This is a genomic window from Streptomyces sp. NPDC007901 (genome assembly GCF_042959465.1).
GTDB lineage: Bacteria > Actinomycetota > Actinomycetes > Streptomycetales > Streptomycetaceae > Streptomyces.
The window spans coordinates 217,005-230,421 of the sequence record NZ_JBIBKW010000007.1 but is presented as its reverse complement, the minus strand read 5'-3'; the positions used below and the strand labels follow the sequence as shown (position 1 = coordinate 230,421).

Genomic DNA, 13,417 nt, shown 5'->3' with positions numbered 1-13,417 from the left:
CCGTGTTCCGCAGCGAGTACGCAGACGTTCCGCCCATAGAACTCCCCATCCACGAGGCCGTACTGGGCCGGGCCGCCGAGTTCGGTGACACGCCCGCCCTGATCGACGGCACCGACGGCACCACCCTCACCTACGCGCAACTGGACCGGTTCCACCGGCGGATCGCCGCCGCGCTCGCCGACGCGGGCGTCCGCAAGGGCGACGTCCTCGCCCTGCACAGCCCGAACACGGTCGCCTTCCCGACGGCGTTCTACGCGGCCACGCGCGCGGGGGCCTCCGTCACCACCGTGCACCCGCTCGCCACGCCCGAGGAGTTCGCCAAACAGCTGGGGGACTCCGCGGCCCGCTGGATCATCACCGTCTCACCCCTCCTGGAGTCCGCCCGCCGGGCCGCCGAACTCGCCGGCGGCATAGCGGAGATATTCGTCTGCGACAGCGCACCCGGACACCGCTCACTCATCGACATGCTGGCCGGTGACGCCCCGGAACCGCAGGTCGACATCGACCCCGTCGAGGACGTCGCCGCACTGCCGTACTCCTCCGGCACCACCGGCGTCCCCAAGGGCGTGATGCTCACCCACCGGCAGATCGCCACCAACCTCGCCCAGCTGGACGTCTGCGTCCCCTCCGGCCCCGGCGACCGCATCCTCGCCGTCCTGCCGTTCTTCCACATCTACGGCCTCACCGCCCTCATGAACGCGCCCCTGCGCAAGGGCGCCACCGTCGTCGTCCTGCCCCGCTTCGAGCTGGAGACCTTCCTCAAGGCCATCCAGACCCACCGCATCACCGGCCTGTGGGTCGCCCCGCCGATCGTCCTCGCCCTCGCCAAGCACCCGCTCGTCGAGCAGTACGACCTGTCCTCCCTCAAGTACGTCATGAGCGCCGCCGCCCCCCTGGACGCCCAGCTCGCCACGGCCGGCGGACAGCGCCTGGGCCTGCCGCCCGTCGCCCAGGGATACGGCATGACCGAACTCTCTCCCGGCACCCACATCGTCCCCCTCGACGCCCTCGGCACGGCACCGCCCGGCACCGTCGGCAAGCTCATCGCCGGCACCGAGATGCGGATCGTGTCGCTCGACGACCCGCACAAGGACGTCGGCATCGGCGAACCCGGCGAGATCGCCATCCGCGGCCCCCAGGTCATGAAGGGCTACCTCGGCAAACCCGACGCCACCGCCGAGATGATCGACCCCGACGGCTGGCTGCACACCGGCGACGTCGGCCACGTCGACGCCGACGGCTGGCTCTACGTCGTCGACCGTGTCAAGGAACTCATCAAGTACAAGGGCTTCCAGGTGGCCCCCGCCGAACTCGAGGCCCTCCTGCTCACCCACCCGGGAATCGCCGACGCCGCCGTCATCGGCGCCTACAACGAGGACGGCAACGAGATCCCGCACGCCTTCGTCGTCCGCCGGCCCGGCGCCGACGACACCCCCGAGCTCACCGAGAACGAGACCATGCTCTACGTCGCCGAACGCGTCGCGCCCTACAAGCGCGTCCGCAAGGTCACCTTCATCGCCGGGGTACCCCGCGCGGCCTCCGGAAAGATACTCCGCCGCGAACTGCGGGCCCTCGCCAAGGCCGGGGAACCCGAGGAGGGCCCATGACGTTGATCGGACAGACGCACACGCGTGCCGTCACCACCCTCAGCCTCGACTCCACCGCCACCCGCAACGCCCTGTCCGCCGCCCTCGTCACCGAACTCGCCGAGGCCCTCACCGACTGCGCCAAGGACCCCGACGTCCGCGCGATCGTCCTCACCCACACCGGCACCACGTTCTGCGCCGGAGCCGACCTGCGCGACCCTCCCCCACTCTCGGCTTCGCTCGAGCGGGGGGACCCCCATCACCCCGACGCCCTCGTCGCACTCCTCCGCCAGATCGTCGAACTGCCCAAGCCGGTCCTCGCCCGCGTCACCGGCCACGTCCGCGCGGGCGGCCTCGGCCTGCTCGCCGCCTGCGACATCGCCGTCGCCTCCACCGACTCCACCTTCGCCTTCACGGAGGTCAGAATCGGCGTCGCCCCCGCGGTCATCTCCCTGCCCCTCGTCCCCCGCACCGACCCCCGCGCCCTCGCCCGCTACTACCTCACCGGCGAACGCTTCACCCCCGCCGAAGCCGTCCACCTGGGCCTGCTCACCACCACCGCCGACGACGTCGACACCGCCCTCGCCCCTGTCCTCGACGGCCTCCGCCGCTCCTCGCCCCAGGCCCTGGCCGAGACGAAACAGCTGCTCACGGCTAGGGTGCTGGAGACATTCGACCGGGACGCGGCCCACCTCACCGCGCTCTCGGCCCGGCTGTTCTCCTCCGAGCACGCCCGCGAGGGGATGACGGCCTTCCTCGAACGACGGGATGCGGCGTGGGTGGTGTGAGTACGACGGAACGTGCCCCGAAGCAGGACCGCAGCCGGGCCACCCGGCAACGGCTCCTGGAAGCCGCCGTGGCCTGCCTCGCCGAACACGGCTGGGCCGGCTCCACGGTCGCCGTCGTCGCCGAACGCGCCGGCGTCTCCCGCGGCGCCGCCCAGCACCACTTCCCGACCCGCGAGGACCTCTTCACGGCAGCCGTCGAATACGTCGCCGAGGAACGCTCCACCGCGATCCGGGCCCTCTTCCCCCAAGGCGCCACCGGCGACCGCAGAGCCGTCGTCTCCGCCCTCGTCGACCTCTTCACCGGCCCCCTCTTCCGCGCCGCCCTCCACCTCTGGGTGGCCGCCTCCGACGAGGACCAGCTCCGCTCCCGCGTCACCGAACTCGAAGCCCGCGTCGGCCGCGAAACCCACCGCATCGCCGTCGACCTCCTCGGCGCCGACGAAACCCGCCCCGGCACCCGCGAGACCGTCCAGGGCCTCCTGGACATGGCCCGGGGCCTGGGCCTGGCCAACCTGCTCACGGACGACAGGGCGAGACGCGAGCGGGTGGTGGCCCAATGGGCGGCGTTGCTGGACGAGGCTCTATGAGAATCAGGGCACGAAGTGCCCGATTCTCAGGGGCGCGGGGCTGGAGTCGACATGCGGCTACCGCCGCGTGGGCGCGACCAGCCCCCCACCCACCCGCACTCGCCCCCACACCTCACCAGGCAACTCAGTGGGCGATATCCACAAACCCCTCGATGTCCTGGGGCTTCCGCACCCCAGGCCCCACATACCGCGCAGAAGGACGCACCAGCCTTCCCGTCCGCTTCTGCTCAAGAATGTGCGCCGACCACCCCGCGGTCCTCGCACACGTGAACATCGACGTGAACATGTGCGCCGGCACCTCCGCGAAGTCCAGCATGATCGCGGCCCAGAACTCCACGTTCGTGGCCAGCACCCGATCCGGCCGCCGGTTGTGCAGCTCCTCCAGCGCCGCCTTCTCCAACGCCTCCGCGATCTCGAACCGCGGCGCCCCCAGTTCCCGCGCCGTCCGCCGCAGCACCCGCGCCCGCGGATCCTCGGCCCGGTACACCCGGTGCCCGAACCCCATCAGCCGCTCACCCCGGTCCAGCGCCTTCCTGACATACCCGGCCGCGTCCCCGGTCCGCTCGATCTCCTCGATCATCCCGAGCACCCGGGAGGGCGCACCACCGTGCAGCGGCCCCGACATGGCACCCACGGCACCGGACAGCGCGGCGGCGACATCCGCACCGGTGGAGGCGATGACACGCGCGGTGAACGTGGACGCGTTCATGCCGTGCTCGGCGGCAGACGTCCAGTACGCGTCCACGGCCGCCACATGCTTCGGATCCGGCTCCCCCCGCCACCGGATCATGAACCGCTCGACCACCGAGTGCGCCTTGTCGATCTCCCGCTGCGGCACCATCGCCAGCCCCTGCCCGCGCGCCGACTGGGCGACGTACGACAGCGCCATGACCGCGGCCCGCGCCAGGTCCTCCCGGGCCTGGTCCGCATCGATGTCCAGCAGCGGCTTCAGCCCCCACACCGGCGCCAGCATGGCGAGCGCCGACTGCACATCCACCCGGATGTCACCCGAATGGACGGGGATCGGGAACGGCTCGGCCGGCGGCAGACCGGGATTGAAGGCCCCGTCGACGAGCAGCCCCCACACGTTCCCGAACGACACGTGCCCGACCAGATCCTCGATGTCGACGCCCCGGTACCGCAGGGCGCCCCCCTCCTTGTCCGGTTCGGCGATCTCCGTCTCGAACGCGATGACTCCTTCGAGCCCGGGTACGAAGTCGGACATGGGGCGGCTCCTCATGAGGTGTAGGCGGAGGCACATGCACCATAACTCCGAGTGCCAGAGTTGGGGAGCCCAGCGGCACTCAGTGCCACCACAGGTCTGCGTCACATGTCCCCCGGACCCATATGTGCATACGGCAAGATGACCGCGTGACCGACCGCGACGCCGCCGCCTCCGACGACCCCGTCCTCGACCCCGCCGCGATGCGCAAGCACTACCGGGCCGAGGGCTTCGAAGAGCACGACCTGGCAGCCCACCCCATGGACCAGTTCACCCGCTGGTTCCACCAGGCCGCACGGGCCGCCGCCGACGGCATGATCTACGAACCCAACGCGATGGTCGTCTCCACCGCCGACGCCGAGGGCCGTCCCAGCTCCCGCACGGTCCTGATGAAGCAGTACGACACCCAGGGCTTCGTCTTCTACACCAACTACGACTCCCGCAAGGCCCAGGACCTCGCCGCGAACCCGTACGTCTCGCTGCTCTTCCCGTGGCACGCCATCGCCCGCCAGGTCGTCGTCACCGGCACCGCCCGCCGCACCGGCCGCGACGAGACCGCCGCCTACTTCCGCACCCGCCCGCACGGCTCCCAGCTCGGCGCCTGGGCCAGCGCCCAGTCCTCGGTCATCTACTCCCGCGCCGAACTCGACGCCTCCTATGCCGAGCTGACCGCCCGCTACCCCGAGGGCGAACAGGTCCCGGTCCCCCCGCACTGGGGCGGCTTCCGCATCGCCCCCCAGACCGTCGAGTTCTGGCAGGGCCGCCAGAACCGCCTCCACGACCGCCTCCGCTACGTCGCCGACCCCGACGGCACCTGGCACGTGGAACGCCTCAGCCCCTGAGCCGCCCAAAGCTCCCGCCGACGCAGACGACCCGCGAGCTCAGGTCCCTCCGCCTTACGACGGAGAAGCCGGCCGGACGTACCGGCGAGCTCGCGGGTCGGGTGACTGCTTGGGATTGGGCCGGCTGCACGCGTCTGTCACGTGCTGGTCCGGCACCGCACTCGGTGTGGTGACGGGCCGCTAGCCCGCAGCCACCTCACGCGTCCGGTATTCATACATCTGCCGAACCACCTCCCTTCTCGTGTGCCCCACACACTAAGAAGCCGCCGGGACAGTCTCAACTCTTTTTTCGTTAGCGTTCGGCGCATGACAAAACGGCAGGTGATTCTCAGTGGGTCGGTGTTCGAGGAGGAGATCGGGTATGCGCGGGCGGTGGTGGACGGGGAGTGGGTGCATGTGTCGGGGACGACGGGGTTCGACTATGCGGAGATGACCATCTCCGAGGACGTGGTGGAGCAGGCGGAGCAGTGTCTGCGGAACATCGGGGCGGCGCTGGCGGAGGCGAGGTGTGGGTTCAAGGATGTGGTGCGGGTGCGGTACCTGCTGCCGGTGCGGGAGGACTTCGAGCCGTGCTGGCCGGTGCTGCGGCGGGTGTTCGGGGATGTGCGGCCGGCGGCGACGATGATGGTGTGCGGGCTGTCCGATCCTCGGATGAAGATCGAGATCGAGGTGTACGCGCGGCGGTCGGGAGGGGACGGGCGTGAGTGATCTCCGGGTGGTCCTCGTGGACGGGGATGGGGATGGGGACGGGGACGGGGCGCTGGAGCAGTGGCGGTATGTGCACAACGTCGTCGTGCCGCCTGCGGCGATGACCTTCGAGGAGGCCCGGGAGCGGCTTGCGCGGGGGTATCGGCTGGAGAACGCGTACGACGGGGACGTGCTGGTGGGGTGTTCCACGGTGCGGCCTGCGGTCGACGGGGTGGTGACCGTGATCGTGCGGGTGCTGCCGCGGTATCGGGGTCGGGGGTTCGGTGCGGCCTTGTACGAGCATGTGGTCGGGTACGCGTGCGTGCCGGGTGTCGAGGCCGTCGAGACGTGTGTGCTGGGGGTCAACGAGGACGGGCTGCGGTTCGCGCGGCGGTACGGGTTCGCCGAGGTGGAGCGGTATGTGCTCGACGGGGAGAGCGACGAGTGGGTGGATCTGCGGCTCGTGCTGTGAGCGTCGGCGGAGCTCGGCTTGCAACGATTCCTTCAATCTTGCGGGAACACAGTGTGGGCTGCGTCACGTTCGAGTTGAATGAAGGGCAGTGAGTGAACCGACGCGCCGTGCGTGCGGACGCAGCCTGATGGGGGTCCAGGTGAGTGCTTCCCGGCGTAGTGGGACCACGGACGAGCTGGGGCCCGGCGAGCCCGAGCCGGAACCGGAGCGGGACGTTCCGGACGACTCGGGTGGGTCCGACCTGCTCGCCGCGCTCCTCGACGGCATGGACGCGGCCCTGTGCGCCTTCGACGCGGACGGTGTCGTCACCCACTGGAACCGTGAGGCCGAGCGGATCCTGGGCTGGACGGCGGCCGAGGCGGTGGGCCGGCACGGGTTCGCCGGGTGGGCGGTGCGTGAGGCGGACGCCGACGAGGTGGAGGGCCGGCTGCTGTCGGCCATGCATGCCCCGGGCCGTCAGGTGCACGAGTTCGCGCTGCTCACGAAGGACGGCGGGCGGGTCCTCGTACGGACGCAGTCGGCGGCGGTGCGCGGCCCGGACGGGAAGCCGGCGGGTGTGTACTGCGCGTTCAGCGAGGTGCACGCGCAGATAGACCTGGAGCGGTCGATCGCACTGAGCGAGGCGTTGTTCGAGGACGCGGCGTGGGGTGTCGTCCTGGTGGATGCCGATCTGCGGCCCGCCGTGGTGAACGCCCATGCGGCGCGGGCGCTCGGGATCGGGCGTACGTCGGCGCTGGGGCGGCCGCTGGGTGAGCTGCTCGCGCTGGGTGTGGAGGATCTGGAGAGCGCGCTCACGCATGTGCTGGCCGAGGGTGCGCCGCCCGCGCCTGCGGAGATGTGGGTGAGTGTGCGGACGGCGGAGGGCGAGCAGCGGCGCTGCTGGCGGTCCGGGTTCCTGCGGCTGGCGTCGCCGCTCGCGGAGGAGCCGGTGCCGCTCGGGGTCGGCTGGCTGTTCCAGGACGTCACGGAGGCCAAGCAGAGCGAGCAGGAGGCGGCGATGCTGCGCTTCCGTGCCAACCAGCTGCACCGCGCGGCGCGCGCGGCCGCCGAGTGCGAGGACCCCACGGAGGCGGCCACCGTCCACCTGGACTTCGCGCTGGCCGGGTTCGCCGATCATGCGGTGGTGGACCGGGTGGTGGGCGGTGCGCGGGGTGACGGGGACGTGGGGCCGGTGCGGCTGGTGCGGATCGCGGCCACGCCGGCGGGGACGCCGGGGCCGAGTCTGCTGACGGGGGCGGCGGGGCTGCCGGTGCGGTACGAGGACGGGCATCCGGCGCTGCAGTGCGTGGAGCGGGCCGGGAGCGTGCGGGCGGACGCGGGTTCGGTGCCGCCGGACCGGGCGCGGGCGTGGGCGCTGGACCGGCAGTGGCCGGGTGACGCGGTGCACGCGTTGTGCGCGGTGCTGCGCAGCCGGGGGCGGACGCTGGGCGTGGTGACGTTCCTGCGCGGGTCGGGCCGTAACCGTTTCGAGCGCCCGGACGCGACGTACGCCGAGGACGTGGCCGTGCGGATCGCCACGGCGCTGGACCTGGCGGGGCTCCTGAGGGAGCGCTGAGGAGGGTTCCCGGGAGCCCGGTGGGGCTGTCGGGGCTGGTCCGTCAGTGCTGGTAGAAGATCCGGTCGCGGTATTCCTCGAAGACGCGCGCGTTCCACTCGTGGCCGCCGTCGACGTTGCCGGAGCGCAGCAGCGGGGGTTCGGTGCCGCGGTCGGCGAGGGTGGCGGCGGTGGTGGCGAGGACCGCCTGGAGCAGGGCGCTGGTGACGACCGTGGAGGCGGGGGCGAAGGGCGCCGGGATGGTGTCGAGGGTCAGCTCGGCGTCCCCGACGGAGATCTTTGAGTCGAGGACGACGTCGCAGTGGTCCTTGAGGTAGGTGCCGGAGGAGTGCCGGGAGGTGGTCTGGTCGGCGTACGCCACCGAGGTCACGCCGATGACCCGGGCGCCGAGGTCGCGGGCGCCGATGGCCATCTCGACGGGCATGGCGTTGCGGCCGGACAGGGAGATGATCACGAGGGCGTCGCCCGCGCGCAGGGGTGAGGTGTCCAGGACGGCGGTGGCGAGTCCGTCGACGCGTTCCAGGCGGGAGCCGAGCGTGGCGGGCATCACGTCGACGCCGACGGCGCCGGGGACGGCGAGCAGGTTCATGAGGGCGAGGCCGCCCGCGCGGTAGACCACGTCCTGGGCGGCGAGGGAGGAGTGTCCGGCGCCGAACGCGAACAGCCGGCCGCCGGCCGTGACGGTGTCGGCGAGCAGGGTGGCGGCGGCGCCGATGGCCTCGGCCTCCTCGGCGCGGACCCGTTGCAGGAGGCCGATGGCGGCGTCGAAGAACAGGTCGGCCGGCGTGCCGTCGCTCATGCGGTGCCCCTTCGCAGCGTCTGTGTCGCGGATCACCCTCCGGTCTGGACCATCTCGGTGTCAATACGGCCGGTGCGGCGGCGGCCGCACAGGGTTGTCGGACTCCCGTTCTGGTGCCCGTTCTGCCGGTGTCCCCCGCTTGTCAGTGGGATCCGGCAGAATTGGGGTCAGGGCCAGCGCACGCGGCCGGGCTTCCGGCAGAGGTAATCGAGGGGCACGAATGTCCGGACTGATCGACACCACGGAGATGTATCTCCGCACCATCCTCGAGCTCGAAGAGGAAGGCGTGGTCCCCATGCGCGCCCGCATCGCGGAGCGGCTCGACCAGAGTGGGCCGACGGTGAGCCAGACGGTGGCGCGGATGGAGCGGGACGGTCTGGTGTCCGTCGCCAGCGACCGCCATCTGGAGCTGACCGACGAGGGCCGCCGGCTGGCGACGCGGGTGATGCGCAAGCACCGGCTCGCCGAGTGCCTGCTGGTCGACGTGATCGGCCTGGAGTGGGAGCAGGTGCACGCGGAGGCGTGCCGCTGGGAGCACGTGATGAGCGAGGCGGTGGAGCGGCGGGTGCTGGAGCTGCTGCGGCACCCGACCGAGTCGCCGTACGGCAACCCGATCCCGGGGCTGGAGGAGCTGGGCGAGAAGGACGGCGCGGACCCGTTCCTCGACGAGGGCATGGTGTCGCTGGCCGACCTGGACCCGGGCGCGGACGGCAAGACCGTGGTCGTACGCCGGATCGGGGAGCCCATCCAGACCGACGCGCAGCTGATGTACACGCTGCGGCGGGCGGGTGTGCAGCCCGGTTCGGTGGTGAGCGTGACGGAGTCGGCCGGCGGGGTGCTGGTGGGCAGCGGTGGTGAGGCGGCCGAGCTGGAGGCGGGCATCGCCTCCCATGTGTTCGTCGCCAAGCGCTGAGCACCGTAGCCGGAGTGCCGTTCAACTTCCGTTGTTCGTGGGGAAGTTGACGGCTGTTTTTCCGCGTCCCTCCCCGGTGTGCCGAACGCGTCGAATCGGAGATCCTGTGCGTCGAATCGCAGCGTCCGACCGTTTCGCGTGCGAGGCTGTCGCGAGAGGCATATGACCTGAGGGGGGCGGGGAGGATGTGCCGAAGACGTGGAGATGGGCCTGGGCTTGGCCCCGGCACCTTGCGGTGCCGGGGCCTGTCCTCCCCAGTGCTGACCCGGAGCCCCGAGCTCTCAGGGTCATCCCCTCGGACCGCTTTCCCCGAGCGGTCCGCCCCCCGCAGAACAGATCCCCTCGGCGGCGCCGATCATGCCTGGAGAGGGGTCACTCGAACGAGGGGTGTTGCCCGCAGAAGCCCGATCTTCGAATAGGCATTCGATACTCTGCAGTGGTAGCGAAGCATCACGAAGCGACATCACGAAGCGATCCGAAGCGATCCGAGGCGACACTAGGCACGCGGAGCTAGGGGGGTGCCAGGCCCATGGCACGGCGCATCGACGTGACAGGAGCCGGCGGCGTACACCTCGCCGCCTGGGAGTTCGCGGACCCGCCCAAGAAGGACGACCCGGAGCGGTCGACGCACGGCGTGCTGTTACTGCACGGCCTGATGGGCCGCGCCTCGCACTGGGCGTCCACCGCCCGCTGGCTCTCCGAGCGGCACCGGGCCGTCGCGCTCGACCAGCGCGGCCACGGCCAGAGCGACAAGCCCCCACAGGCCGTGTACACCCGTGAGGCGTACGTCGAGGACGCCACGGCCGCGATCGAGCAGCTGGGTCTCGCCCCCGCCGTGCTCATCGGCCACGCCATGGGCGCGCTGACCGCCTGGCAGCTCGCCGCCAAGCGCCCCGAACTGGTCCGGGGCGTGATCATCTGCGACATGCGGGCCTCCGCGCTGGGCGCGGCCTCGCAGCGCGAGTGGGCCGACTGGTTCAGGTCCTGGCCCGTGCCCTTCGCCACGCTGGCCGACGTCCGCAAGTGGTTCGGTGAGGACGATCCCTGGGTGGAGCGGCCGAACCCCGCGCGCGGGGAGTTCTACGCCGAGGTCATGCACGAGAGCGGCGACGGCTGGCGGCCCGTCTTCGACCCCGATCAGATGCTGAGGTCCCGGGAGACCTGGGTGTACGACGCGCACTGGGAGGAACTGGCCCAGGTGCCGTGCCCCGCGCTGGTCGTGCGCGGAGTGGACGGGGAGCTGGGGCGGGCGGAGGCGCAGGAGATGGTGCGGGTCCTTCCCAGGGGGGAGTACGCGGAGGTGGCCGATGCCGGTCACTTGTTGCCGTACGACCGGCCGGAGGCGTGGAGGGCGGCTGTGGAGCCGTTTCTTGACCGGGTGGGGGAGTAGTCGCGCCCAGTGGGGTGGGGGAGCGGGTACTTCGGCGGGTGCGGGTGGGATGTGGCTGGTCGCGCAGTTCCTCCCCCCAGCCTTCGGCCGGGGGACCCCCAGCGCCCCTGAAGGGGCTATCCCCTGCTGACAGCTGCAAGGATCTCCGGCAAGTGGGCCGCCGTACGCGGTGCCGCCCCCCGCAGCCCCGCCCAGGTGATCGTCGCCCCGTACACCGCCCCCACCGGCAGCAGCACCCAAGTCCACTCCCCACCCCCCGCGCTCACGTTCAGGGCGATCGTCAGGGCGATGACGGGGGCGCACAGCAGGGCTGCTGAGACCATGCCGCCGAAGATCGCGATCCAGGCGAGGCCGGTCTGGCCGGCGGCGACGTTGCGGTGGCCTTCCTGGGGGATGGAGTAGGGGAAGCGGGCCGAGGTCCAGGCGCCGGTGGCGAGCATGGCGCCGAGCAGGGCGAAGGAGAGGCCGAGCACCTCGGGCAGCCGGGGCCAGTCGCCCAGCATGGCCGTGGTCAGGACGGTCACCAGGGTCGCGTACGGCAGGGTGATCACCAGCAGGGCCAGTGCGCGCCCGCGCAGTTCGACGTAGGCGTCGCGCGGGGACGAGATGGTCATCGCCACCATCCAGAAGGCGGAGGTGTCCTGGCCGAACTGGTTGTACATCTGGATGCCGAGCATTCCGGCGGCGAAACAGGCGAAGTAGATCGAGCCGGTGCCCTGCAGGGCGTTGAAGACGGGGACGATCAGGCCGATGGCCAGCGAGGTCACCCACGCGGCCTTGGTCTTGGGGTCGCGCCAGACATAACGCAGGCTGCGCGCCATGACCGTACCGGTGCGCCCGGAGGGCAGCAGCCGCCCCGGACCGCCGCCCGACGACGCGCCCCGCCCGGCGGAGTCGGGCTCCTGGAGCGTCGAGCCGTCCGGCGCGGTCATCAGCCGGGTCAGCGTCCGCGCCCAGGCGCCGACGAGCAACGCCAGCGCGGCCACGGACAGGGCGAGTTGGAGGACCGCCCGCCCGTACGCCCCCTCGCTCGCCGAGTGCACCGCCCCGATCGCGGAGGCCGGCGGCAGCCAGCGCACCACGTCGGCCACCGGCGCGAGCTCCCCGAGCCCGGCCGAACCCAGGCTCCGTGCCCCGAAGTTGACCAGCTGCGCGCCCACCGCGATGACCAGGCCGCTCAGTACGGCCAGGTCTCGCCCCTTGCGGCTGGTCAGCAGCCGTACGTTCGCGGCGGCGACGGACCGCGCGAGGGCCACGCAGACCAGCAGCGCGAGGACGACGCCGACGACCGCGACGCCGTACCCCGCCGCCCCGTGCGCCACGGACACCGCGCAGCCCACCAGCAGCACCAGCGTGAACAGCGGGCCGATGCCGACCAGCGAGGCCGCCAGCAGGGCCCGGACCAGTGGGGCCGGCCGCAGCGGGAGCAGCACCAGGCGGGTGGGGTCCAGCGTCTCGTCGCCGCTCGGGAAGAACAGCGGCATGAACGCCCACCCCAGGGCCAGTACGGCGGTCCCGAGGACGGCCACCGCGTCCGCGTGCGCGTGCCCGCGCAGCAGGACCAGGCCGAGCAGCTGCAGTGCCGCGAACAGCAGCGCGACGACGGCCGACGCGACGAACGCGGCCCGCCGGCCGCCGGACTGCCGCAGCCCGTTCCGCAACAGCGACAGCTTCAGCCGTACGACGGTGGAGGTTACGTCCGTCATCGGGCCGCCCCGCCGCCCAGCCAGTCCAGGTCGGAGGCCGTGTCCCGGCCGCTCGCCCCGACCAGCTCCAGGAAGGCGGCCTGGAGGTGGGGATGCTCCCCGCGCACTTCCTCCAGCGTCCCCGTCGCGCGGATCCGTCCGGCCGCCAGCACCGCGACCCAGTCGCACAGCGACTCGACGAGCTCCATGACGTGGGAGGAGAAGACGACGGTCGCGCCGGAGGCCGTGTAGCGCTCCAGCACGCCCCGGATGGTCTGCGCGGACACCGGGTCGACGCCCTCGAACGGCTCGTCCAGGAAGAGGACTTCGGGATTGTGGAGGAGAGCGGCGGCGAGCCCGATCTTCTTGCGCATGCCGGTCGAGTAGTCGACGACGAGTTTGTGCTGGGCCCCGGCGAGATCGAGCACGTCCAGCAGCTGGGCGGCCCGCTTGTCGACCTCCGGGCCGGGGAGGCCGCGCAGCCGCCCGGAGTAGCCGAGCAGTTCGCGTCCGGAAAGCCGCTCGAAGAGCCGTAGCCCCTCGGGCAGCACACCGATCCGGGCCTTCACCGCCACCGGGTCCCGCCACACGTCGTGCCCGACCACCTCGACGGACCCCTGATCCGGCCGCAGCAGCCCGGTCACCATGGAGAGGGTGGTCGTCTTCCCGGCCCCGTTGGGCCCGACCAGCCCCACGAACTTCCCGGCAGGCAGCGACAGATCGATACCGGCGACGGCGACCTGCTGCCCGAACCGCTTCCAGAGCCCACGAACACGCACGGCATCGGTCATGGGTGAACCCTACGGTGAGTACCCGCAGCTATGTAGCTGACGGGACCGCAGCGCCCCGTCAGGGGGGCGGGAACCGCGTGACCAGCCACAACGCACCCGC

The 13,417-nt window shown here is 71.7% G+C and carries 13 protein-coding genes; 9 read left to right on the top strand and 4 right to left on the bottom strand.

The genetic code is table 11. The annotated features are described in order from the left end of the window. Window positions 1–2: 2 nt before the first annotated feature. The 3 genes from ACFZDK_RS23935 to ACFZDK_RS23925 are packed head-to-tail and all read left to right on the top strand — an operon-like array spanning window position 3 to window position 2,961. Window positions 3–1,607, top strand: a complete 1,605-nt coding sequence (locus ACFZDK_RS23935) for an AMP-binding protein (RefSeq protein WP_390975390.1) — start codon at window positions 3–5, stop codon at window positions 1,605–1,607. Further along, window positions 1,604–2,374: an enoyl-CoA hydratase family protein gene (locus tag ACFZDK_RS23930; protein WP_390975388.1), complete on the top strand. Its 771-nt coding sequence runs from the start codon at window positions 1,604–1,606 to the stop codon at window positions 2,372–2,374. The genes ACFZDK_RS23935 and ACFZDK_RS23930 overlap by 4 nt, the downstream gene beginning before the upstream one ends. Next, a complete protein-coding gene (locus ACFZDK_RS23925; RefSeq protein ID WP_390975386.1) occupies window positions 2,362–2,961 on the top strand; it encodes a TetR family transcriptional regulator in 600 nt (199 codons plus the stop codon). The genes ACFZDK_RS23930 and ACFZDK_RS23925 overlap by 13 nt, the downstream gene beginning before the upstream one ends. A gap of 124 nt (window positions 2,962–3,085) precedes the next feature. Here ACFZDK_RS23925 and ACFZDK_RS23920 read toward each other — a convergent pair whose 3' ends face one another. Next, window positions 3,086–4,186 (bottom strand): citrate synthase, encoded by a 1,101-nt coding sequence (locus ACFZDK_RS23920; RefSeq protein ID WP_390975385.1) that lies wholly within the window; start codon window positions 4,184–4,186, stop codon window positions 3,086–3,088. A 122-nt stretch (window positions 4,187–4,308) separates the two neighbouring features. On the opposite strand from ACFZDK_RS23920, the gene pdxH reads away from it, so the two are divergent. The 4 genes from pdxH to ACFZDK_RS23900 all read left to right on the top strand — a co-directional run bounded on the left by pdxH (window position 4,309) and on the right by ACFZDK_RS23900 (window position 7,739). After that, window positions 4,309–5,025 carry a pyridoxamine 5'-phosphate oxidase gene (gene pdxH / locus ACFZDK_RS23915; RefSeq protein WP_390975383.1) on the top strand — a complete coding sequence of 239 codons (717 nt, stop codon included), beginning with the start codon at window positions 4,309–4,311 and terminating at the stop codon, window positions 5,023–5,025. A 306-nt stretch (window positions 5,026–5,331) separates the two neighbouring features. Next, on the top strand, window positions 5,332–5,733 hold the full coding sequence (locus ACFZDK_RS23910) for a Rid family hydrolase (protein WP_390975381.1): 402 nt from the start codon (window positions 5,332–5,334) through the stop codon (window positions 5,731–5,733). After that, the gene (locus ACFZDK_RS23905) at window positions 5,726–6,184 is read left to right on the top strand and encodes a GNAT family N-acetyltransferase (RefSeq protein WP_390975379.1); all 459 of its coding nucleotides are present in this window, start codon (window positions 5,726–5,728) and stop codon (window positions 6,182–6,184) included. Before ACFZDK_RS23910 ends, ACFZDK_RS23905 begins: the two co-directional genes overlap by 8 nt. A gap of 139 nt (window positions 6,185–6,323) precedes the next feature. Then, window positions 6,324–7,739, top strand: coding sequence for a PAS domain-containing protein (locus ACFZDK_RS23900; RefSeq protein ID WP_390975377.1), 1,416 nt, complete (start codon window positions 6,324–6,326; stop codon window positions 7,737–7,739). Window positions 7,740–7,782: 43 nt separating this feature from the next. Here the strand turns inward: ACFZDK_RS23900 and ACFZDK_RS23895 are convergent, their stop codons facing one another. After that, complete coding sequence (locus tag ACFZDK_RS23895; RefSeq protein ID WP_390975375.1) at window positions 7,783–8,538, bottom strand: sugar isomerase domain-containing protein; 756 nt, start codon at window positions 8,536–8,538, stop codon at window positions 7,783–7,785. Between the two features lie 220 nt (window positions 8,539–8,758). Between ACFZDK_RS23895 and ACFZDK_RS23890 the strand changes: the two genes are divergently transcribed. Then, window positions 8,759–9,451: an iron dependent repressor, metal binding and dimerization domain protein gene (locus ACFZDK_RS23890; protein WP_390975373.1), complete on the top strand. Its 693-nt coding sequence runs from the start codon at window positions 8,759–8,761 to the stop codon at window positions 9,449–9,451. Between the two features lie 529 nt (window positions 9,452–9,980). Continuing rightward, window positions 9,981–10,841 (top strand): alpha/beta fold hydrolase, encoded by an 861-nt coding sequence (locus ACFZDK_RS23885; protein ID WP_390975371.1) that lies wholly within the window; start codon window positions 9,981–9,983, stop codon window positions 10,839–10,841. Window positions 10,842–10,957: 116 nt separating this feature from the next. On the opposite strand, the gene ACFZDK_RS23880 is transcribed toward ACFZDK_RS23885, so the two are convergent. Together ACFZDK_RS23880 and ACFZDK_RS23875 are read right to left on the bottom strand one after the other, a co-directional pair. Beyond that, window positions 10,958–12,547 carry a transporter gene (locus tag ACFZDK_RS23880; RefSeq protein ID WP_390975369.1) on the bottom strand — a complete coding sequence of 530 codons (1,590 nt, stop codon included), beginning with the start codon at window positions 12,545–12,547 and terminating at the stop codon, window positions 10,958–10,960. Further along, window positions 12,544–13,317 (bottom strand): ABC transporter ATP-binding protein, encoded by a 774-nt coding sequence (locus tag ACFZDK_RS23875; protein ID WP_359207219.1) that lies wholly within the window; start codon window positions 13,315–13,317, stop codon window positions 12,544–12,546. The genes ACFZDK_RS23880 and ACFZDK_RS23875 overlap by 4 nt, the downstream gene beginning before the upstream one ends. Window positions 13,318–13,417: the final 100 nt, after the last annotated feature.

Coding starts and splice junctions, on each gene's coding strand:
- ACFZDK_RS23880 (WP_390975369.1), bottom strand. CDS start 12,547: ATGACGGACGTAACCTCCACCGTCGTACGGCTGAAGCTGTCGCTGTTG.
- ACFZDK_RS23885 (WP_390975371.1), top strand. CDS start 9,981: ATGGCACGGCGCATCGACGTGACAGGAGCCGGCGGCGTACACCTCGCC.
- pdxH (WP_390975383.1), top strand. CDS start 4,309: ATGTGCATACGGCAAGATGACCGCGTGACCGACCGCGACGCCGCCGCC.
- ACFZDK_RS23930 (WP_390975388.1), top strand. CDS start 1,604: ATGACGTTGATCGGACAGACGCACACGCGTGCCGTCACCACCCTCAGC.
- ACFZDK_RS23910 (WP_390975381.1), top strand. CDS start 5,332: ATGACAAAACGGCAGGTGATTCTCAGTGGGTCGGTGTTCGAGGAGGAG.
- ACFZDK_RS23875 (WP_359207219.1), bottom strand. CDS start 13,317: ATGACCGATGCCGTGCGTGTTCGTGGGCTCTGGAAGCGGTTCGGGCAG.
- ACFZDK_RS23890 (WP_390975373.1), top strand. CDS start 8,759: ATGTCCGGACTGATCGACACCACGGAGATGTATCTCCGCACCATCCTC.
- ACFZDK_RS23920 (WP_390975385.1), bottom strand. CDS start 4,186: ATGTCCGACTTCGTACCCGGGCTCGAAGGAGTCATCGCGTTCGAGACG.
- ACFZDK_RS23895 (WP_390975375.1), bottom strand. CDS start 8,538: ATGAGCGACGGCACGCCGGCCGACCTGTTCTTCGACGCCGCCATCGGC.